This is a genomic window from Salinicola sp. NYA28a (genome assembly GCF_976982775.1).
Window position 1 is genome coordinate 324,426 of record NZ_OZ334582.1, and the last position, 19,740, is coordinate 344,165.

The following is a 19,740-nucleotide window of genomic DNA, read 5'->3' on the forward strand; positions in this document are numbered from 1 at the left end:
TCGTCACGCTGAGGCCATACACATTCTGTGAGGCCCGGTGTCATGTCTCGATTGTTCCTCTGCGAAAAACCCTCTCAGGCGCGCGATATTGGTGCGGTCCTGGGCGCGACGCGTAAAGCCAATGGCTGTCTGCAGGGCGATGGCGTCGTCGTCACCTGGGCCTTTGGTCATCTCCTCGAACAGGTCCCTCCCGAAGCCTACGATCCGGCGCTCAAGCGCTGGTCATTAGACACGCTGCCGATCCGGCCGACGCAGTGGAAGAACACGGTGCGCAAGGATGCCGGCAAGCAGTTCAAGGTGATTCAGGGGCTGCTCAAGCAGTGCAGCGAGGTGATCGTCTCCACCGACGCCGATCGGGAGGGCGAGACCATCGGGCGCGAGATCCTCGACGCTTGTCGCTACCAGGGCCGCGTCTCCCGCCTCTGGCTGTCGGCGCTGGATGAAGCGTCGATTCGCAAGGCCCTGAGCAACATCCGACCTGGGGAGTCGACCTGGCCGCTGTACCAGGCGGGCCTGGGTCGTTCCCGTGCGGACTGGCTGGTCGGCATGAACCTGACTCGTGCGTTTTCGGTGCTGGCTCAGCAACAGGGCCATCAGGGCGTGTTGTCGGTGGGCCGCGTACAGACGCCGACGCTGGCTCTGGTCGTGAGACGGGATCAGAAGATCGCTAGCTTCGTGCCCAAGCCGTTCTGGGATGTGGTGGCGAACCTACAGCCGCAGGGTGGTCCGTTCCAGGCGAAGTGGCTGCCTGCCAACGCCAACTGGCTCGACGAGGAAGGCCGTTGCATCAATCAAGAGGCGGCGCGGACGATCGCGGCCCGGTGCCAGAGCGGCCAGGCTACGCTGGCATCCGTCGAGACATTGCGCAAACGTGAGGGCGCGCCCTTGGTAATGGACCTGGGCACCTTGCAGCAGGAGTGCTCGAAGCGCTTCGGCTTCGGTGCACAGCAGGTGCTCGACATCGCCCAGTCCCTCTACGAGACCCACAAGGCCACGAGCTACCCGCGTACCGATTGCCGCTACCTGCCGACATCGATGCTGTCCGAGATCGGGGCCGTCGTGACGGCGCTCCTGCATTCGGACGAGAAGCTCTCCCCGGTCATCGATCGACTGGACCAGACGCTCAAAAGTCGCGTGTGGAACGACAGCAAAATTACCGCTCACCACGGCATTATTCCTACCACAGCCCCCTGCCGGATCGATCGGATGAGCGAGGAGGAGTTCCGGGTTTACGATCTTATCCGTCGGCACTATCTGGCGCAGTTCCTGCACGTCCATGAGTACGACCAGACCGATGCGCGTCTGGATCTCGCTGGTGAGACGTTCGTGGCCTCGGGACGACAGGTGCGGGTCGAGGGCTGGAAAGCGCTATTCCCCCGAGGGAAGGGCAAAGGGCAGGACGGTGATGACGAGGAGGAGGAAGCGTCCGGCGCGCAGGCGCTCCCGCCTCTCCGTCAGGGGGAAAGCTGTACGGTCGTGGATCTCCTGGTGAAGGATCGCCAGACCCAGCCGCCGAAGCCATTCGCTGAAGGCACGTTGATCTCGGCGATGAAGAACGCGGCCCGATTCGTCACTGACGAACGTCTGCGCGCTAGGCTGCGAGAGAGCGCCGGTATTGGCACAGAGGCGACTCGTGCCGGCATCATCGAGATACTGCTCAAGCGAGGGTTCATTCGCAAGAAGGGGCGTACGATCGTTTCGACCCCGGTGGGGCAGGGGCTGATCGCGGTGCTACCGCCGCAGATCAGCAACCCTGGGATGACCGCATTGTGGGAACAGGCGCTGGACCAGGTGGCCGAGGGGACAATGACGCTGGATGATTTCATGGAGCGACAGAGCGTGCTGCTCGATAAGCTTATTGAGATCGCGCTCCAGCAGCCTCAGTTGAATCTGCCCGAGGCACTCAGCGAAACCTGTCCCAAGTGTCAGGCGAAAATGCGCAAGCGCAAGAGCAGCAATGGCCCCTTCTGGTCATGCTCCCGCTATCCCGACTGCGATGGAACGAAGGCAATTATGAAAATAACGCGCCAACGTCATGCCACGAAGCAAGCAGCGAAAAGAGGGTATCCGGATTTGCTGATTGATTTTATCAGGGGAGAGTGAGGTCATCGGGATATCTGCTGATATCGATATATCAGTAGCGCTCACTACAATAAGGTCGTAACTGATGATGACCAACTATTGCTGGCTGCCAACCAAGTGTTTGACAGCCTGTACACAACCTACGCAAAGGGGAAGTAATCATGCCGGAGCCCTCTCACTCGGCCGCTCGACCCAACAGACTCCAACAGGACGCCACAGTATCTTCGGATGGCAATCTCAATGAATTCGGCCACCAATAAAAATGAGCAGTTCAATGGCTTTGCCAAATGGTGCTTTTTCGGTAGTGACGGCACCATCACCGCCAATCTTCGTCATGAGCAGCAGAAGGTTGTCAAATACAACCACTTGGTGGCAAACATGCTGGTTCTACACAATGTAGAGGCCTTGACTCGGGTGCTACGGGAAATGTCCGCAGGCGGGATTCCTTTGTCAGAAGAGGTGCTGAAAGCTCTTTCCCCCTATCGAACCAGCCATATCAACCGGTTCGGCGATTATTCGCTGGATTTGAAGCGCCCAGTTGATCGCCAACTTTATGAGCTTGGCATTATTGATGAAAAATAATAGGTCAGGCAGCACAAATTATAAACGCATTTGCTTCAAGGCATCCCCAGGACGGGGGGATACCTCAAGCTTGGTGTGAACTGTAAGAAATCGACGTCATGCCCTGTTAATGCCGAGTGTCGAGGTTTTTCTGGGCGTCCAACGCGGAACGAATCCCATGTGCCAGTTTCTCAGGATCGCCGTTGCCCCAGTAGTGCAGAAAATAATAGGGCGGTGTCTCGCCTACCATGTGGTTATGCAGGGCGACGATATGAATGCCCGCGCGCCGTAAAGCATGCATGACAGGCTGGACTTCCTTCGCCGTCATGGCGAAATCCCCATCGACAACAGCTTGATCCTCATTCCCCGAGAACGCCGCCCATGTGGCCAGTCCCATTGATGCGCCGAATTCTGTTCCGTGCATCGTGCTGTTACGTCCAAAGGTAAATTTCAGCACCTGACTATTGAGACTGCCTTCGGCACCCAAAATGGTTTCCAGTGACTCGGTGTCATACTCTCCAGTAATTTCGGGCGAACTTCCGGGAAAGCGTTCCACAGGGGCGGGGTGCTCCTTGCGCACTGCCTTGATGGCGTCCCACATGGCCTTGACGCCTTGGGCAAGCTTTTCGACGCTCTGCCCATGGCCGCCAATGTGCATAAAGTAAACAGGCGGACGGTCGAACACGAAATGGTTGTGCAGAGCAGTGATTTCCAGGCCATGGGCGAAAGCAGCGTCCATGGCGGGGGTGATTTCATCCTCGAACACCACCGTGTCTCCCATCAGCATCACGCCACCATCCGGTACTGACTTGAAGGCAGCCCAGCTGCCCAGGCCAGCTGGCGTCGGGAGCGTCACCCCGTCTACCATGACGGGCACGTCGTCGCGTTGCCAGCCGATGCGTACGACACCGTCAGGTTTGACCGTCACCGGTGTGCCCGCAGCTTTGCTAACGACGTCAGGATCGAGGCCACTGGAGGCATCCGCGATGGCCATGGGTGCTTGCACCAGTAGGGCGTACGCAATGATGAGTATCTTGAGCGGATGGTTTCTCATAACTGTTCTCCATTGTTCAACTTGGGGGGTCGTCCACGTTGTTGGTGGTTCAAATTGACGAGCCGGATACTGACCTCTTCGGCTTGCCGCTTACAGGATCGGAGCGCCTCCAAATAGGAGGTAGTAAACAATACCCAGCAGCGCACTGACGAAAATCACCGGCAACATGCCCACCTTGAAGCGCAGCATGGCGATAAAAGCGCCCAAGGCCAACACGACACTGGCGATCTGAACACTGCCCCATGTCGGCACCAGCAGCTGCATGCCAAAGGTCCGAACCGTATCCACCTCACCGAAGGCGACGTGTACGGCGAACCAGATAGCCAGGTTCAGCATGACGCCCACGACGGCGGCGGTTACCGCCGACAGCGCCGCGCTCACTGCCTGATTCCCGCGCAGCTTTTCTACGTAGGGCGCGCCCAGGAAGATCCACAGGAAACAGGGAATAAAGGTAACCCAGGTCGCCAGAACTGACGCAAGAATACCCGCCGTGAAGGGATCGAGTGGTCCGGAGTCCCGGAAGGCGCCCATGAAGCCCACAAACTGTACCACCTGGATCAGCGGGCCGGGCGTGGTCTCCGCCATGCCCAGGCCATCCAACATTTCGCCAGGTGCAAGCCAGCCGTAATTCTGCACGGCCTCCTGAGCCATGTAAGCCAACACCGAGTAAGCACCACCGAAGGTGAGGACCGCCAACTTGCTGAAGAAAAGCCCGATCTGGGTGAAGACATCGTCATAGCCCAGCGTCACAGCCAGGACAACGAGCGGTGTGAACCACAGCGGCAACCAGACCGCGAGCACCTTGAGCGCTCGTTTGCGCGTTGCTCGGGTATGGTGTGCGGTGCCACCATCCATCATGGCATCGATGGCCCGTCCGGCATCCTCGGGCGTGTCATGGCCCTTGATGACCACGAAACGCTCAGGGTCCACATGTCGCCCCAGTAGACCGATCAGCGCGGCAGTCAGGATCACCAGCGGAAAGGGCACGGCAAACAAGAAGATCGCGATGAAGGCAGCGGCCGCCAATGCGTACATATAGGCATTCTTGAGTGCGCGTTTGCCGATTCGGATAACGGCCTGTATCACGATCGCCAGCACCGCGGCTTTGATGCCGAAAAACAGCGCCTGCACCAGCGTCGCTTCCTGAAAGCCGGCATAGAGCACACTCAATACCAGGATGCTCAGGAATCCCGGCAGCACAAACAGACTGCCGGCCACCAGGCCGCCCTTGACACCATGCAGCAGCCAGCCGATATAGGTCGCCAACTGCTGGGCTTCCGGCCCCGGCAGTACCATGCAGTAGTTCAGGGCATGCAGAAACCGGCTTTCACTGACCCAACGCTTTTCATCCACCAGAATACGGTGCATGACGGCGATCTGGCCGGCCGGACCACCGAAACTCAGGATTGCGATCCGAAGCCACACACGCACGGCTTCCCCGAACGAAATCTGGTGGCCGAATTCGTTGAGGTTGCCATCCGAGGACACGGCAGTGTCTTGATGGGGCCTGTCGGGTGAGGGGGTCGAACGGGAGGACTCCGGCATGGTTAATTCTCCTTTGTGTAGCTTGTGTAGAGGCTGTCGAATACCGCGCTGGCAGCCAGCAATAGCTGGTCATCATCGCTGTGGGACTCGCGGAGGCCCATCAATACGCACTCAACCCCCGCGGCCTCGGGTGGCTGATGGCCGCCCACATCGAGGTAGTGCACCAGCTCCCCGATCCGTTGCAGCGCCACCGTGCGCAGGTCAAAACTCGCCAGCAACGTCTCGAAGGTGACCTTGTCAGCCACGTGAGTGAAGGTAGCCCCGTCGAAATCGAAGCCCAGCGCCTCCTCGGGGCAGTCGTCTGGAGAACCCAACCACAGAAAGCGCGCTTTGGGATCGATGAATCGCTTAATTAACCAAGCGCTGGCCAGGCGGTCCACCCAGGGCCGATGACGCGTTGCCCAGATCCTGCCCTGGTAATCGGCACGTTCGAGCAGAGCGATAGAGCCTGCAGCAGGTAGTGGTTCATCTGGCGACATAACCCGATTGGCGTCAGTTTCCAGTTCCTGTAACGCTCGGTCGACCCGATCACGTGCAGCGCCTGGAAAAAAGTCAATCTGTGACAATCGTATAAAGCGTTTGCGCAGTTTGCGCGTCTCCTTCATGACCTCCATTGCCGATTCTGGCACCAGTGTTGCCCGTAGTTCTGCGATTGCCGAGTGCAACGCCCCATAGTCGTCCGAGCGATTGAACAGGGTGGGGAATTCATGGGCTTCTGGGCCGTCAGTGGGTAGCACATGGGCGATGCCCCCGGCCTCACGGACGTCGTGAGCTACTGCCTCCAACTTCTCGACATGATCAGGGCGGGCTGGCAGCAGATAGACGCCGTCGCGGAGCGAAGCCGCGCCCCATGCCTTGATGGAACGCCAGGCTCGCATACGCACCGTCGCGTTCTCGGTGGGGAGAGACAGAATCAACAATAACCATGACATAGTGTAGAGACTACTACAACCTTGTAGCAAGCACTACTTATGTCTCTATGTAAACCAGATCTTCCGATGACGGCTCTATCTTGTCGCTTCACTGCTCTTGGCGAAATCAACCAGTTAATCCGGATACCCCGAAAAGAAAAGGGAACTCCAGATGAACAGCGTTGTAAATGGATACTGTAGGGTCCCGGATGATCAGATCGCCTATAGAAGTTATCCTCTGCTAGCAGCGAGGGAGCTTCTTCAGCAATTCATCCGGGAGCAAGTTCATGGACATCAAGCTGCATAAACAAGCGACCACGACACCGAAGATCCGTGCCGAGATCCAGGCAGCGCCCTCCAGCATCACGGATAGCGAGCTGGCCCGCCAGTATGGTGTCGCCACCACGACCATACGGCGCTGGCGGTACCGTGACGATGTCCATGATCGATCGCACACGCGTCACAACCTGCTGGCCACGCTCACGCCCGAGCAGAAGGAGGTGCTGATCGCAGCGCGCGAATTCCTTCGCCTCGGTCTGGATGATCTCCTCGTCGTGGCGCGTGAGTTCCTGAACTCCCGGTTGTCTCGCTCCGGCCTGCATCGCATGCTCCAGCGGCGCGACGTGCCGACACTAGCGGAACTGGCTCGGCAGGACGTCGGAGATGACGAGAAGCCGAGGCACAAGCCCTTCAAAGACTACGAACCGGGGTATGTGCACATCGACATCAAGCACCTGCCTCAGATGCCCGATGAGGAGCAAAAACGCTACCTGTACGTCGCCATCGATCGCGCCACGCGTTGGGTGTATCTGGAGATCCGAAGCAGTCAGTCCGCGAAGGATGCTCGCGCGTTCATGAAGCAGGTGGAAGAGAAGGCGCCCTTCAAGATCCAGACGGTGCTGACTGACAACGGCAAATCCTTTACCGATCGCTTCACACGTGCAGGTGAGCGCAAGCCCAGCGGCCGGCATCCATTTGACCAGGAGTGCCAGGCACATGACATTGAACACCGCCTGATCAAGCCGGGAAAGCCGCAAACGAACGGCATGGTGGAGCGCTTCAACGGCCGCATCAGCGACGTGCTGGCGACTCGGCACTATGCCTCAGGCGAGGACCTGGAACAGACGCTGAAACGCTACACTTGGCTGTACAATCACCACATCCCGCAGAAGGCACTGCACCATCAATCACCTATTGCGATGATCCCGGCTTATTCATGAGGCCGGCCCGAAAACGAAGATAGCGGATGGTATTCTCTTGAAAATTCAGTGTGTTCCGCCAAGAATCTGAACCAAGAGAGCCATCCGCTATGGGTGAAAGCCTATCCACCTGGACGCCCTCATGCAACGGCGCTGTCCGTGTTGAGCTGAGCGGCCAGCGCACTACCAGCGACAGCGGCGCTCTGCTGTTGCGTGAGGCCCTCGACAACAGCGGCGTGATTGAGGCGCTGGAAGACAATCTGGTCGATCGACGCCACCCGCTGCGCATCCTTCATTCGCTGGCCAGCCAGTTGCGTACCCTGGTGCTGCAGCGTGCGATGGGCTGGATCGACCTCAGCGATACCGACACGCTGCGCCGTGATCCGCTCTGGCAGCTGGCCTGCAGCGATGCGCGCGGGACAACGCCCCTGGCCCAGGACCGGCCCTCTCAAGCCACGCTGTCGCGGCTGCTGACCTGCCTCGGGCGCTGCGACAATATCGATGCCGTGCACGAAGGCCTGCTGCGACTGGTGATCTGGCGCCTGACCGCGCTGAAGAACGGCGAGCGCCCCAAGCAGCTGACGCTGGACATCGACGGCCTGCCGATCGAGGTCCACGGCCACCAGGGCGGCTCGGCCTATCATGGCCTGTACGGCGCGCGGATCTATTCACCGCTGGTCGCCTCGCTGGCAGAAACCGGCGACATGGTGGGCGGCCTGCTGCGCGAGGGCAACGCCGGCCCGGCCGAGAACGCCGACACCTGGATCCCGCATCTGGTGCGGCGACTCAACGAGAGCACCGGCGCCCAGGTTCGGGTGCGCATCGACGCCGGTTTCACCGACAACGCGACGCTGGAGGCCCTGGAAGAGTGCGACATCGAGTACCTGGGCCGACTGCGCAGTCACTCCGGCCTGCAGAAACTGGCGGCACCGCACCTGAAGCGGCCACCCGGCCGGCCACCCGAGCAGCCTCGCGAGTGGTGCCACGATCTGGAGTATCAAGCGGGCTCTTGGTCGGCACCGCGTCGCGTGGTGCTGGTGGTGCAGGAACGCCCCGATGACCTGCTGCTGCATGCCTTCTTCCTGGTCACCAACCTCGGCAAGTTCGACTGGCCGCCGGAGAAGGTCCTGGCGCTCTACCGCAAGCGCGGCAGCGCCGAGGCGCACATGGGCGAGGTGAAGTCGGCGCTCGACGTGCACCTCTCGTCGACCGATCGCGGCGCCTCCACCGTTCAGGACGTGATGGCACGCAACGAGGTGAGCCTGCTGCTCAGCCTCTACGCCTACCAGGTCCTGCATGGCCTGCGCTGCCTGCTGGAGCGGCAGACCCGGCAAGGCTGGAGCCTCAGCCGGATGCGCGAGCAGGTGCTGAAGGTCGCCGCCACGCTGAGACTGCACGCTCGGCGAATCACCGTTCATCTGGGTGCCGCCGCCGACAAGTGGTGGCCGACGCTGCTGAAGGGGCTGCCGAAGCTGACCGCACTGAGCTGACGCTTCTGCGAGACCACCACAGCATCAGAAAGCGAGCGACCGGAGCGGCGGGCGGCGATCACGGCTGCTTGGACGGTCGCCATTGATTCCAAAGAGCTATAAGGAAGCGGGGAAATTTCAGCGTTTTGGCATTACTCAACAGCTATTCGCGCTGAAGAAGCCGATCCTGATAAGCGATGCCACCAGTCAGTACCTTCAGACCGCTCAATCAGCACCCTCGTGAATGAGGCGGGATGATGAAAGAATGGCAGACTAAACGGCCTGACTTATTTACCAGGCGGGTGGTTAATCACACGGGACCCGACAGCTATTCAAATCCCATGTGTATGTTGTAACGACTGTTTGACTCGTTGACACTGCCCAGTGCAGAACCTTTTATCTCAAGGTAGTACTGCCCCGGTGTTACGTCCTCGGTGATCATGAAGTGTCCACTGTTGTCGGTGTCGCTAGCTAGTAGCTGATCAGCAGAGTTGTATAATGCAGCTTCGATTACCATTGATTGGCCTGAATCGCTGGCAAGGTGTTCGCTGCTTAAGTAAAGCTTCCCAGCCCGATCAACCGGGACTTGGTAGCGAACGGAGGTGCTCGCTAACTGCTGGGTAGAAGAGATAAGTGCCTATTCAAAATTAATCGCGTGATCAGTTCCGTAACCACCGAGTAAGCGGTGTACCTCTTCACGTAGACGTTCAAACGAGAGATAGGCACTCAAGGGCAGCCAGGTGTACTTCATCTGCCGCCACAGAATCTCTATCAGATTCAGCTCTGGTGAGTAGGCAGACAGATAGATCAGATGCACACGTTGCGACATCCACTCCACCCTCTTGCGCCTAAAGGCCTTGGAGCGATGCATGCTGGCATTGTCGAGCACCACAACAGCGAAGGTGTCTGGATCCTTCTGGATCACAAACTGGTCAAACGCTTCTATGACCGTTTCCGTGGTCACTGTCTCGGTTGTCGTGTGATAGACCAGTTTTCCGGCTCGGCTTAAGAATCCCAGCACGTTTAGCCTTCGGCTGCGGGAGTAGGCAGTGACTTCCCAGGGCTTGCCGATAGGGCTCCACGCATACGGCACCGACGACGCTTGTGAAAAACCTGATTCATCAAAGTAATAGAGCTCGTGCTCGCCTTGGTCCTCTTGCTCGTGAAGCGCTTTCATCAGGCCTTGCGTTTTGCGAAAGTCCGTTTCGTCACGCTGGGGCTTGAGTGAATGCCGAATGCGCTTGAAGCTATGACCATTTTTTTTTTCAACGCCCGGCGCAGTGTCACCGTGGCGACAGACTTGCCGGTCTCTTCTTGAAAGCGAGCCTGTAAGGCGCGAATCTGATGGGGATGCTCGGCTACCAACGCTTGCAGTCGCTTGTGATCGTGTTCATCGAGGGCGGGTGTTCGTCCACTACGCGGTTTGTCGATGAGACCATCAAAACCGGACACTTCCCATTGCTTGAACCATCGTGATACGGCATCGCGGCGAACCTGAAGTATCTCACTGATTTGGTTAATAGTATGGCCTTGGTCACTCAGTAGAATGGCATGCGCCCGACGACGGAGAGCGCGCTTCTCGCCATGGTGATAGGCGGAGGTCAGCGTCTGTTGTTCAGGTTCAGTGAGAGGGGCAACGAAGCGTTTTTCCATGGTTCTGTCCGTGTCAGAAATCCTGGCATGGATATTACACGAAAACTTTAGATCAGGTACTTACCTTCTTGTAATATCTTGTTCGCTGTATCTTGATGTCCCGGAGCGGCAAAGGCGGGGGCAGTGATAGCCACGGCAAGCGCTAAGGTCAATGCTTGAATTCCACGGTTCATGACAATCTCCTAAAAGTTGGTACAGCCTAAGTATGTGCGACGAATCTGAACTGGAGCTGAAAACGATACGAATATTGATGGATAAACTTGAAAAGCGAATCCGGTAATGGGATGGCGTAAGTCAATTGCACTAAGTGAATGTTTTCTTTGCGGTTCTGCTTGTTCTATCACATTGCAATCCTTTCACCAAATTAGATAGATCTTCAGATGTTCATGCCACGACACCTCGTCCGACCTATGATAGCACCACTTATGTTAAACTCTGTTTCTTTATAGCCTCTCTGTATTTCGAACGTTTCTCGAATCTGCTCGAAGATTCAGACCACTAACGGTGTTTAAAATGACTGAAAAGGTTTGGTGCATAGGAAATGATATTTCTATAGCCGGTAGCCGGTAGCCGGTAGCCGGTAGAGGGAAGGGGATGCCGTGTTGCCAGCAAATAAATCTTGAAGAACCGACCAGCAGAGCGGCACTGGTTAGCTTATTTGGCGAGTGAGTCTTCCAATTTCCGAATGATAGCTGCATTTGTCCTGCATTTTGACGAACATAAGGATCGGGAAAGGCCGCATTGTCTAACACGATCGCACGGGATCCATATGCAAACTATCGAATTATAAAGGACACCGACTAGAATCCCTCAAACCATGATGGATACGTCACACCTATGACGATGAGACGGCATTCGTGGTTTCCTGCATGAGTCTCCCTGAGTCCGACAAGTATTTTCGGTCCGATCCATCGACTCTTCAAGAGGATCAAAAGATTGGAAACAGGGAGCTTTACCAATTATTTCATCCGAATATCTTCGAAATCTTGCTTCGAACTGACGCTAGATCAGCGGCGCCGGGGCCCGGCTATGCGGCTAAGAGTACCATCCCGGCGTATCAGGCCGTGCCAAAGCAGTGCCATACCGGCATGACCGACAATCAGCGCCAGCAGGGTCCAGCCAAGCCAGACATGCCACTGGCGAGCCTGCATCATCCGAGGACCTTGGGTGCTTCCGCCGTCGAATAAAGGTATGCCGAAAGGTGCGAAGGGCTGACCACCGAGCCAGGTCATGTAGAGCCCGAGAGCCGGTATTCCCAGCATTAGCAGATAGAGCAATAAGTGCGACAAAGTCGCGATTTTGGCTAACTTGCCGACGTGAGCTGGGCGGTGGCGTAAGTTGAATAGTGCCCAAAGTGCGCGAAGTACAATCAAGCCCATCAACAGCGTGCCCAGGGGTTGATGGGTCGAAAGCCAGGCTTGTACCCACTGTGGGTGTCCCCATAATATTTTTGCTGCCATCCCGCCAAGTTGCCATAGCAACAGAGCGCCAATACCCCAGTGTAGCCAGCGGCTGATTCGACCGTAGTAAGCAGGTGTATCCCTCCATGGAAAAGATGACATCGTGATCCTCCCTTAATGTAAAACTTGGACTTTTAGTACCAGGCGCGCAGACCCATTACCAAGGCAGTTGTTGACTCATCATCATCGTAATTACGTTCGTAGCTAACCCCCACGTATGGGCTTAGCTCCCTCATCAGGTCGTAGCGCAGACGAAGACCGATCTCACTACTGTTAAAACCGCGGTCAATGTCGTACTCGGGAACATCCTGGAACGATGCTGAGAGCTCCAGTCGTGGTTGCAGGATCAATCGCTGAGTGAGTAGCATTTCATATTCGAATTCGGTGCTTGCGCTGACATCACCCTCGTCACTGACGAATAACGCAGTGTCGGTTTCCATCATCAAAGGTGCCAGCCCCTGAAAGCCAACGACCGCGAAGCGTCGATCAGGGTCCGGATTGAAGCTTTGACGCACGCCCGTCTGCAAGTTCCAGAACGGGCTTATCGCGCGACTATAGAGCAACTGGAGATCGCTGCTTTCGGTGTAATGACCCCCTGGTTTCTGCACACCCTACGCCGTTAATGCGGGGTGTGCTCGGGGTGCCACGTAGTCCAGAGACTGATGTGGCCGCTCTTCGTTGTAGTACCGGATCCAGCGATTGATCACGACCCTGGCTTGGCCCAGCGATTCGAAACGGTGAAGCCAGATGCACTCCTCCTTCAAGGATCGGAAAAAACGCTCGACAAGCCCGTTCTGTTCCGGTGTATACGGTGTCGTGAATTCCTGCGTGAGGCCATAGGCTTTCACCGTGCCCGTGTAGTGGCGACTGCTAAAGACGAGCCCGTTATCGGAGCGAAGTGCGAGTGGCTGCTGAACGCGCCCCAGTGCCCCCAGTCGATAAATCAATGCTTCTTCCAGGGCAGCCTCCGCTGTCTTGCTGCTGCCATTGTCCGATAATCGCCAACCGAGGATCTCACGCGTGCAACAGTCGATGATGACCGCCAGGCTGGCCCGCCGATCCTTACCGCACCACACGTGAGTGAGATCCGTGGCCCAACGCTCATCGGGTCGTGAGGTGATCGACGGCAAGCGTCTGGCGCGAGGTCGGAAGCCTTGCGGCCGCTTGCGCACCTGCCAGCCTTTGAGTTGCAGGATGCGCTGGATCGGCTTGCGGTTCTCGCCCAGTACACACGCTAGCCGGCGATAGCCGTAGCTCGGGAAGCGTTCCAGCGTCAGCTTCACCCGGGCCGTCAGATCCGTATTAACGACACGCTGCCGCGCCTTGGGCCGGTAATACAGACTGCGCCGAGGAAAACCCAGCCAGCGGCAAAGTTTGGCCAGTGAGACCACTTGGCCTTCCTGGGCCATTTCCGCCTGCAGCGACCTTACGAGTTCTCGTCCTCGTCGAGCAGGCGACGCCACTTTTTTAGTGCGTAGATCTGCAAGTGGGCCTCGCCCAGCGCCTCCTTGGTTTCCCGCAGGTCGGACTCGTATTGCTCGCGGATATCCTTGGGGCGGGCCTTGAACCCGTTTTCCATGTTGCGCTGGGCTTCATCGATCCAGCCTTCGACCTCGGAGACGGTGAGGTCATGCTGTCGCGCGACCTCCGCGACCGTGGTCTTGCCCTTGAAGATGTCCATGACGACGGACGCTTTGCGCTTCGCGGTCCACCGCTTGATGGGGGTATCGTCGCTCATTCTGTCCTCCTGATGACTGCACTATAGCCTGTGCAGCTCTGGAGGGGGTCACTTCAAGGTGACGGTTCCTTTCATCCCGGCTTCGTAATGACCGGGAAGGAAGCACGCGTACTCGATGACGTCGCCCTGCTCGGGTGCGGTCCAGATCAGTGTCTCGGTCTCGCCCGGCGCTATGGTGACGGCTGCGCTTTGGGTCTCACCGTGATCCATCATGCCGTTGTGATGATCGCCCATCATCTTATCGCTGCCTTCAGCGCCGTGATGGTCTCCGCCCTGTTGCATCATTTCTCGATGCATCTGCTGCATGCGGCCGCTGCCGATAGAAAATTCGTGGGGAATCATGGATACGTTTTCGATCCGAAAACGTACCGTCTTACCGGGTTCAATCTGCAGTTTGTCGGCGTCGAACCACATGCTTCCGGCCTGAATATCGATAGTTCGGCTGGGCGCGGGCTCACTTTGGTGTGACTGACCGTGGCCGGTATCTGCCAAGGCTGAGGCGCTGACGGCAGTCAAGGTGAAAAGCAAAAACAGGAATTTCATCAAAAAGCTCCGCTGTTATGAGAAAGGATATTTAAAAATGATGTTTTCGCCCGCTGATCGAGGCCGGCGGATACCAAAACCAGATTGCCGGGTGCCAGAATCAACCTGCCGATATCGGCAGGGTCATGAACACTTGAGTTTCGTTATCGTCGAACTGATGCACGTTCAAGGCCCGAGCCTGATCGCCGGGCATCCCCGGTGTGCCAGCCGGCATGCCGGGCAGGGCTATACCGCGAACGCTTGGACGTTCGGCAAAAAGCCGATCGAGCGCTGCGCCGGGGACATGGCCCTCGACAACGTAGCCCCCCATCTCGAGGGTGTGGCAGCTCCCGAGTCCATGAGGAAGGTCAAGGCGTTCTTTGATTTCGCCGAGGTTGGTGGTTTCCACGACTTTGACATCGACACCACGTTCCTTCAGATAATCGCCGTAAGCGGCACAGCAACCGCAGGAAGGGCTTTTATAGAGTGTCGCCTGGTCGGGCAGTGAAGCGTGGGCCACTTGGGCACCCAGCATGAATGTTGCGGATAACAACAATGCGATGTTTCTGCTTGGCATGACGAATCTCCGGAGCGTTCATGAGCCTTCGCCAACAGTAAACGTGGGTAAGCTGAAAAGAGGCTGAATGGATCCGCCAAAACGAGAAAAGTATCTTCACGGTGCCGAGCCAGGGTGTAACGTGATTTCGACCCGCAGCCCGCCCAGTCGTGAACGGCCATAGGTCACACGACCGCCGTAGCGTTCGGTGAGCTGTGACAGAATGGAGAGCCCCAGGCCGTGGCCACGATGTTGTTCATCAAGCCTGACGCCTCGCTGGCCCAGGCGCTCGAGCATGATATCCGGAACCCCCGGGCCATCATCCTCGAGCCTTAGGCAACAGGGCTTGGGAAGTAGCGTAAGCTCGACGCGTTGGCGCGCCCATTTACCGGCATTGTCGAGCACGATACCGAGCATCTCCATGCCGTCCTGACGCTCCAGCGGTATCCGGAAATCGACGACGGCGGTGTCATCGAGAACGAAGATGCGATCGGGGTAGAGGGTACGAAACATTTCCAGCATGGAAATGACTTCTGCCATGCCGGTATGTTGCTGTCCTGTAGACTGGCCGGCGATACGCGAATGGCGTAGTTCGCTCTCCAGTTTTTCATCGATGTCGTCGAGACGAGCCAGAATCTGCTTACGACGTTGATCATCCAGGGCTCGTTTTGAGCGAAGGGCTTGCATGACCGCCGTTAGTGGCGTCCTGATCGCGTGAGAAAGGTTGGCCAGTGACTCCCGCGAGCGCTGCTGACGACGTTCATGTTCGTCGAGAAGGGTATTGAGTTGAGCGATGGGGGCTTTCAGCTCGGAGACGGTTTTGATGTCCAGGCGGCGGCGCTCGCCGCGTTGCAGCTCGATGAGCTGGCGCGATAGCCGACCGAACGGGCGTAAAGCATGATTGACCGCGAACAGGTTGAGCAGTATCAACAGCAACAGCAGCACCATGGCCGCTGCACCGATCCACCAGTGAAGGCGTGTCAGTCCTCGCTCGATGCCGGCGAAGTCTTCGCCGACCGTCAATGTGGCGGGTTCGCCGGCAAGCATCAATCCGGTTCGCCACAGCAGCAGTCGATGATCGCGCCACTGCAAGAGTTGCGCGCCTTCTGTATCCCCGGTCGGCAATGTCTCGAGCGCATCGTGAGTCGCGTAGACACGGCCGTTGGTCCGCAACTGATAGAAGTGGTGAAAGGTTTCGGCGGGGCTGGAATCAGGTGGCAGCGACAGGGCACTCGGGCCCTCGAGGCGCAATCGGCGCACGACCAGTTCGGATTCCTGCTGTAAGCGATCGGCGAGAAAATTCCGTGCCAACTGGTCCAGCAGCAGTCCGTGCAGTACCCAGGTACTCCCGACGACGATCAGCGCCGCAATGCCCAGGCTACCCAGCAACCGGAGGCGTAGGCTTCGCCGGCTAAACCGAGACAAGCATGTACCCCTCACCACGGCGCGTCACGATGCGCTCACGTCCGAGCCGATGACGTAGTCTGCCGATATAGACCTCGACGAGATTGGGAGTCGCAGCATCCTGCTCGAGCGCGTAGAGTTGTTCGAGCAAGTGTCGCTTGGAGTGAACGCGATCAGGGTGGCGCATCAGGTAGCGCAGAAGCCGAAATTCGGTGGAGGTGAGTGTTTGCCACTCCTGGTGATCCAGACTGAACTGCTGGCGTGCCTCATCGAGCCGAAGATTGTTGATCTCCAGAAGGGAGGAAAAATGACTACCTCGACGACGCAACAAGGCCTCCAGGCGCGCCAGCAACTCTTCCTCATGATAAGGCTTGGTGAGGTAGTCGTCGGCGCCGGCGCGAAGCCCTTCGACCTTATCCATCCAGCTATCTCTTGCGGTCAGAATCAGTATCGGCACAGACCACTTAGCGTCCCGCCAGTCGGAGAGGAGACTCAGCCCGGAGCCGTCCGGCAAACCAAGGTCCAGAATGACCAGCGTGTACTCCTCGCTAGCCGAGAGCGCAGACGCCGATCGGCTACTAGGTGAAATGTCGGTGCGGTAGCCAGCATCATCCAGAAGCTCTGCCAAACTTTCCGCCAACAGCTCATCATCTTCTACCAGTAATATTCTCATGGCTCATCGAGAGACTGAATCTGTTTGCCGAAGATACAGCCGGTTCCTGAATGGTTCCTGAAAATCCGGAAGGCGCCGGATATCGTGATTTATCCCAATTCGGTGTTCATTCAACTGACGCCTCCCCGAAGCCACATCTCAGGCATTTCGATCGACCGTTTTTTGCGTGACGGTGGCAGGATCATCGCTTCACCTGGAATGCCACGGTGCCACAGGGTAAGCCCCACAAAGAGCACAATACATGCAAAGAATGCCGCCATAACGTCATCCAGCACGATACCCAAGCCGCCACCGATGGCTTCGCTATAGCCAATGGGCAATAGCTTAGTGACATCGAACAGCCGATATAACACGAACGCCACTTCCATCGTCCAGGCACGGCGCGCCACCGTGATTCCGAGCATGGCGATCGGAAACGCCAGGTACTCATCGGCGACGATCTGGGAGAGATCTCCGCCGCCGAGCCAGATTGAAGCCCAATGACAAATTGGCACTGCCGTGACCAGCAGTACCGACAGAATGACAACCCGGCGTTGCGGCGAGTGATGTGTCAGCCACCAGGCCAACGGCACACCGATCAGCGACCCGATTGTCCCCGGTGCCCAGGATATCCATCCCAGGCCAAAGCCGGTCGCTACCAGCAAGACCGCATTCTCTATCAACATCTGTCTAATCCATGAGAGGAGGGGGTTGGCTTGCGATCAGGAGCAAGACTTGCTAAAACGAAAGTCGATATCGATCTTCGTTTTCGGTAGACCGGAAGTCAATACAATGAAGCATCGTAACTATTCAGGTGGCTGCGGATGGCATGTCGCCAACCACCTGATTTTTTTGGCATAGTGTGCCTGATCCTTCGGCACGTCTATGCGGTGACATGACCATCAGCGATATCAACGTCGACGAGGCCCTGGAACGGGTCCGGCAGCAGCTCAAGGAAGACCACACGGTCTCGCCTTCCTTGCGTGCTGCCATCGACGTGCTGATGCTGCTGGTCAAGCTGATGGCCGACCGACTGGCCACCAGCAGCCGCAACAGCAGCAAGCCGCCGTCACAAGACCCCAACCGCCAACGCCGTTCCCGGGCCAAGGGCGAGCGTCGCCCTGGCGGGCAACCGGGTCACGAAGGCAAGACGCTGGCGCCGGTCACCGATCCCGACGAGATCGTGTCGTTGCGCGTCGATCGCCGCACCTTGCCCAAAGGGCGCACCTATCGCTCGGTCGGCATCGAAACGCGCCAGGTGCAAGACATCGTGATCCAGGCCGTCGTCACCGAGTATCGCGCCGAGGTGCTGGAGGACGATCTCGGGCGGCGCCATGTGGCGCCGTTTCCCGACGGCGTGACCCGCCCGATCCAGTATGGCCCACGTCTCAAGGCGCATGTCGTCTATCTCTCGCAGTATCAGTTGCTGCCCTATGCCCGCATCCAGGCGCTGCTGGCCTCACAGTGCGATCTATCGCTGAGCACCGGCACGCTGTTCGCCTTCAATCAAGAGGCCTATCAGCGCGCCGAGGCGTTTGCCGAGTGGGCGATCCCGGCGCTGAGGCAAGCCGCGACCGTGCATGCCGACGAGACCGGGATGCAGGTCGGCGGCAAGCGCTACTGGCTGCACAGCGCCTCGAATGACGCCCTGACCTACTTGGCGCCTCACGCCAAGCGAGGTCAGGAGGCCATGGATGCCATCGGCATCCTGCCCTATGTCCAGGGGGTGCTGGTGCATGATCACTGGAAGCCTTACTACCGCTACGCGGATTGCCGCCACGCACTTTGCAACGCCCATCACCTGCGTGAATTGACTGCGGCCTGGGAAAATGACCACCAAAAGTGGGCCAAGGCGCTGCATGATCTGCTGCTGGAGATGCATCAGGCCGTTGACGCTGCCGGTGGCACGCTCTCGCCCGAAGAGGCGCAACGCTGGCGAGTCCGCTATCGGCAGTGCCTGACAGAGGGTGAGACCGAGTGTCCGCCACCGATCCCACCACCACCGGGAAAGCGCGGTCGTGCCAAACGTACCAAGGCACGTAACCTGCTCGAACGTCTCCAGGCGTACGAGGACGACGTGCTGCGTTTCCTCGACGACCCCGCCGCGCCCTTCACCAATAACCAAGGGGAGCGTGACCTGCGGATGACCAAGGTCCAGCAGAAGATTTCAGGCTGTTTCCGCTCCTGGGAAGGTGCCGAGATCTTCTGCCGGATGCGCAGCTTCCTCTCGACGGCGGTCAAGCAGGGCCTGGCAGCGCACACCGCACTGGAACAGTTGTTTGCCGGTGAAGTGCCCGAATTCATGCGTCGGGACGGCCTGGATCAGGCAGCGTGACCTGAATAGTTACGAAGCATCATCACTTGCTCGTGGGCCTGGTCAGACTACACGTCCTTCACCATGCCGCCGAGCATGAAATCAACGGACAATGGATGATCGATGAGCTGGCGCGTCACGGCTATCGACTGAGCCCCGGCACTCTTTATCCCATGCTGCACTCGATGGAGAACAGGGGATACCTGATCTCCCGCGAAGCGCATCAGGGTAGCGTTCGCCGTAAGTTCTATCGCGCGACCGATCTAGGTCGAGAAGGGCTTGAAACGGCCAAACGCCAGCTGAGAGAGCTGACCGGCGAGGCCTTAAAAGACGACAGTCCCTTGTAAGAGAGCCATGGCAAGGAGCCCGGATGGAGAATCAGACACCACGCCCTGCCGGACTTATTAGAGAGGTCTTCGCGGCCTTTCTGTTGCTGGGCTTGACTTCCTTTGGTGGTCCCATCGCTCACCTGGGTTACTTTCGCAGCGAGTTCTTCCGCATGACCCGATGCCGCTGGCTGCGTGACGGCCGACTCTGCCTCGCACCTTGGCTATTGTTAACCTACTTTATCCAGGGAGCTAAATGAGGACGCTTATTCAGTTTGCGTTCAGGTCAGCCGC

The 19,740-nt window shown here is 58.0% G+C and carries 18 protein-coding genes and 3 pseudogenes; 7 read left to right on the top strand and 14 right to left on the bottom strand.

The genetic code is table 11. The features are described from left to right. The first annotated feature begins 42 nt into the window (after window positions 1-42). A complete protein-coding gene (locus tag ACWHY3_RS01605) occupies window positions 43-2,103 on the top strand; it encodes a DNA topoisomerase III (RefSeq protein ID WP_448127431.1) in 2,061 nt (686 codons plus the stop codon). A 216-nt stretch (window positions 2,104-2,319) separates the two neighbouring features. After that, a pseudogene (locus tag ACWHY3_RS01610) lies at window positions 2,320-2,664 on the top strand (Tn3 family transposase); the annotation flags it as partial. Between the two features lie 106 nt (window positions 2,665-2,770). On the opposite strand, the gene ACWHY3_RS01615 reads toward ACWHY3_RS01610, so the two are convergent. From ACWHY3_RS01615 to ACWHY3_RS01625, 3 genes are all read right to left on the bottom strand, one after another. After that, entirely contained in the window at window positions 2,771-3,697 is a 927-nt protein-coding gene (locus ACWHY3_RS01615; protein WP_448127432.1) for a DUF1259 domain-containing protein, read from the bottom strand. 90 nt (window positions 3,698-3,787) lie between these two features. After that, window positions 3,788-5,242, bottom strand: a complete 1,455-nt coding sequence (chrA, locus tag ACWHY3_RS01620; protein WP_228234025.1) for a chromate efflux transporter — start codon at window positions 5,240-5,242, stop codon at window positions 3,788-3,790. Window positions 5,243-5,244: 2 nt separating this feature from the next. Next, window positions 5,245-6,174, bottom strand: coding sequence for a chromate resistance protein ChrB domain-containing protein (locus tag ACWHY3_RS01625; protein WP_228234024.1), 930 nt, complete (start codon window positions 6,172-6,174; stop codon window positions 5,245-5,247). A 266-nt stretch (window positions 6,175-6,440) separates the two neighbouring features. Between ACWHY3_RS01625 and ACWHY3_RS01630 the strand changes: the two are divergent. Both ACWHY3_RS01630 and ACWHY3_RS01635 read left to right on the top strand, forming a co-directional pair. Then, window positions 6,441-7,352 (top strand): annotated as a pseudogene (locus tag ACWHY3_RS01630) (IS481 family transposase); the annotation flags it as partial. A gap of 110 nt (window positions 7,353-7,462) precedes the next feature. Continuing rightward, window positions 7,463-8,842, top strand: a complete 1,380-nt coding sequence (locus ACWHY3_RS01635; RefSeq protein WP_399590022.1) for an IS1380 family transposase — start codon at window positions 7,463-7,465, stop codon at window positions 8,840-8,842. A 616-nt stretch (window positions 8,843-9,458) separates the two neighbouring features. On the opposite strand, the gene ACWHY3_RS01640 is transcribed toward ACWHY3_RS01635, so the two are convergent. From ACWHY3_RS01640 to ACWHY3_RS01690, 11 genes are all read right to left on the bottom strand, one after another. Then, window positions 9,459-10,474 (bottom strand): IS630 family transposase gene (locus ACWHY3_RS01640; RefSeq protein WP_144408607.1). Its coding sequence is split into 2 segments (ribosomal slippage): window positions 9,459-10,085 and window positions 10,088-10,474, totalling 1,014 coding nucleotides; the frame shifts between segments, so codons are not numbered across the junction. Window positions 10,475-10,521: 47 nt separating this feature from the next. Further along, window positions 10,522-10,647, bottom strand: a complete 126-nt coding sequence (locus ACWHY3_RS01645) for a hypothetical protein (protein ID WP_332780038.1) — start codon at window positions 10,645-10,647, stop codon at window positions 10,522-10,524. Window positions 10,648-11,481: 834 nt separating this feature from the next. Further along, window positions 11,482-12,036: a cytochrome b gene (locus ACWHY3_RS01650; RefSeq protein ID WP_087721111.1), complete on the bottom strand. Its 555-nt coding sequence runs from the start codon at window positions 12,034-12,036 to the stop codon at window positions 11,482-11,484. A 32-nt stretch (window positions 12,037-12,068) separates the two neighbouring features. Next, on the bottom strand, window positions 12,069-12,542 hold the full coding sequence (locus ACWHY3_RS01655; protein ID WP_087719873.1) for a copper resistance protein B: 474 nt from the start codon (window positions 12,540-12,542) through the stop codon (window positions 12,069-12,071). Window positions 12,543-12,545: 3 nt separating this feature from the next. Further along, a complete protein-coding gene (locus tag ACWHY3_RS01660; RefSeq protein ID WP_087719874.1) occupies window positions 12,546-13,343 on the bottom strand; it encodes an IS3 family transposase in 798 nt (265 codons plus the stop codon). A 17-nt stretch (window positions 13,344-13,360) separates the two neighbouring features. Continuing rightward, window positions 13,361-13,672, bottom strand: coding sequence for a DUF1153 domain-containing protein (locus ACWHY3_RS01665; protein WP_035410216.1), 312 nt, complete (start codon window positions 13,670-13,672; stop codon window positions 13,361-13,363). Between the two features lie 48 nt (window positions 13,673-13,720). Continuing rightward, window positions 13,721-14,215, bottom strand: coding sequence for a cupredoxin domain-containing protein (locus ACWHY3_RS01670; protein ID WP_087719875.1), 495 nt, complete (start codon window positions 14,213-14,215; stop codon window positions 13,721-13,723). Window positions 14,216-14,315: 100 nt separating this feature from the next. Continuing rightward, a complete protein-coding gene (locus tag ACWHY3_RS01675; protein WP_081919659.1) occupies window positions 14,316-14,771 on the bottom strand; it encodes a DUF411 domain-containing protein in 456 nt (151 codons plus the stop codon). Between the two features lie 96 nt (window positions 14,772-14,867). Continuing rightward, window positions 14,868-16,175: a sensor histidine kinase gene (locus ACWHY3_RS01680; protein ID WP_143543288.1), complete on the bottom strand. Its 1,308-nt coding sequence runs from the start codon at window positions 16,173-16,175 to the stop codon at window positions 14,868-14,870. Further along, window positions 16,162-16,827, bottom strand: coding sequence for a response regulator (locus tag ACWHY3_RS01685; protein ID WP_087719877.1), 666 nt, complete (start codon window positions 16,825-16,827; stop codon window positions 16,162-16,164). The genes ACWHY3_RS01680 and ACWHY3_RS01685 overlap by 14 nt, the downstream gene beginning before the upstream one ends. A 110-nt stretch (window positions 16,828-16,937) precedes the next feature. Next, entirely contained in the window at window positions 16,938-17,492 is a 555-nt protein-coding gene (locus ACWHY3_RS01690; protein ID WP_087719878.1) for a phosphatidylglycerophosphatase A family protein, read from the bottom strand. Window positions 17,493-17,701: 209 nt separating this feature from the next. On the opposite strand from ACWHY3_RS01690, the gene tnpC reads away from it, so the two are divergent. The 3 genes and pseudogenes from tnpC to ACWHY3_RS01705 all read left to right on the top strand — a co-directional run. Continuing rightward, window positions 17,702-19,141 (top strand): IS66 family transposase, encoded by a 1,440-nt coding sequence (gene tnpC / locus ACWHY3_RS01695; protein ID WP_023004967.1) that lies wholly within the window; start codon window positions 17,702-17,704, stop codon window positions 19,139-19,141. A 32-nt stretch (window positions 19,142-19,173) separates the two neighbouring features. Further along, entirely contained in the window at window positions 19,174-19,467 is a 294-nt protein-coding gene (locus tag ACWHY3_RS01700) for a PadR family transcriptional regulator (protein WP_448128128.1), read from the top strand. 23 nt (window positions 19,468-19,490) lie between these two features. Beyond that, window positions 19,491-19,646 (top strand): annotated as a pseudogene (locus tag ACWHY3_RS01705) (chromate transporter); the annotation flags it as partial. Between the last annotated feature and the right edge of the window lie 94 nt (window positions 19,647-19,740).

Excerpts from the sequence above, each read along its gene's own strand:
- ACWHY3_RS01605 (WP_448127431.1), top strand. The coding sequence starts at position 43 with ATGTCTCGATTGTTCCTCTGCGAAAAACCCTCTCAGGCGCGCGATATT.
- ACWHY3_RS01615 (WP_448127432.1), bottom strand. The coding sequence starts at position 3,697 with ATGAGAAACCATCCGCTCAAGATACTCATCATTGCGTACGCCCTACTG.
- chrA (WP_228234025.1), bottom strand. The coding sequence starts at position 5,242 with ATGCCGGAGTCCTCCCGTTCGACCCCCTCACCCGACAGGCCCCATCAA.
- ACWHY3_RS01625 (WP_228234024.1), bottom strand. The coding sequence starts at position 6,174 with ATGTCATGGTTATTGTTGATTCTGTCTCTCCCCACCGAGAACGCGACG.
- ACWHY3_RS01635 (WP_399590022.1), top strand. The coding sequence starts at position 7,463 with ATGGGTGAAAGCCTATCCACCTGGACGCCCTCATGCAACGGCGCTGTC.
- ACWHY3_RS01645 (WP_332780038.1), bottom strand. The coding sequence starts at position 10,647 with ATGAACCGTGGAATTCAAGCATTGACCTTAGCGCTTGCCGTGGCTATC.
- ACWHY3_RS01650 (WP_087721111.1), bottom strand. The coding sequence starts at position 12,036 with ATGTCATCTTTTCCATGGAGGGATACACCTGCTTACTACGGTCGAATC.
- ACWHY3_RS01660 (WP_087719874.1), bottom strand. The coding sequence starts at position 13,343 with ATGGCCCAGGAAGGCCAAGTGGTCTCACTGGCCAAACTTTGCCGCTGG.
- ACWHY3_RS01665 (WP_035410216.1), bottom strand. The coding sequence starts at position 13,672 with ATGAGCGACGATACCCCCATCAAGCGGTGGACCGCGAAGCGCAAAGCG.
- ACWHY3_RS01670 (WP_087719875.1), bottom strand. The coding sequence starts at position 14,215 with ATGAAATTCCTGTTTTTGCTTTTCACCTTGACTGCCGTCAGCGCCTCA.
- ACWHY3_RS01675 (WP_081919659.1), bottom strand. The coding sequence starts at position 14,771 with ATGCCAAGCAGAAACATCGCATTGTTGTTATCCGCAACATTCATGCTG.
- ACWHY3_RS01685 (WP_087719877.1), bottom strand. The coding sequence starts at position 16,827 with ATGAGAATATTACTGGTAGAAGATGATGAGCTGTTGGCGGAAAGTTTG.
- ACWHY3_RS01690 (WP_087719878.1), bottom strand. The coding sequence starts at position 17,492 with ATGTTGATAGAGAATGCGGTCTTGCTGGTAGCGACCGGCTTTGGCCTG.
- tnpC (WP_023004967.1), top strand. The coding sequence starts at position 17,702 with ATGACCATCAGCGATATCAACGTCGACGAGGCCCTGGAACGGGTCCGG.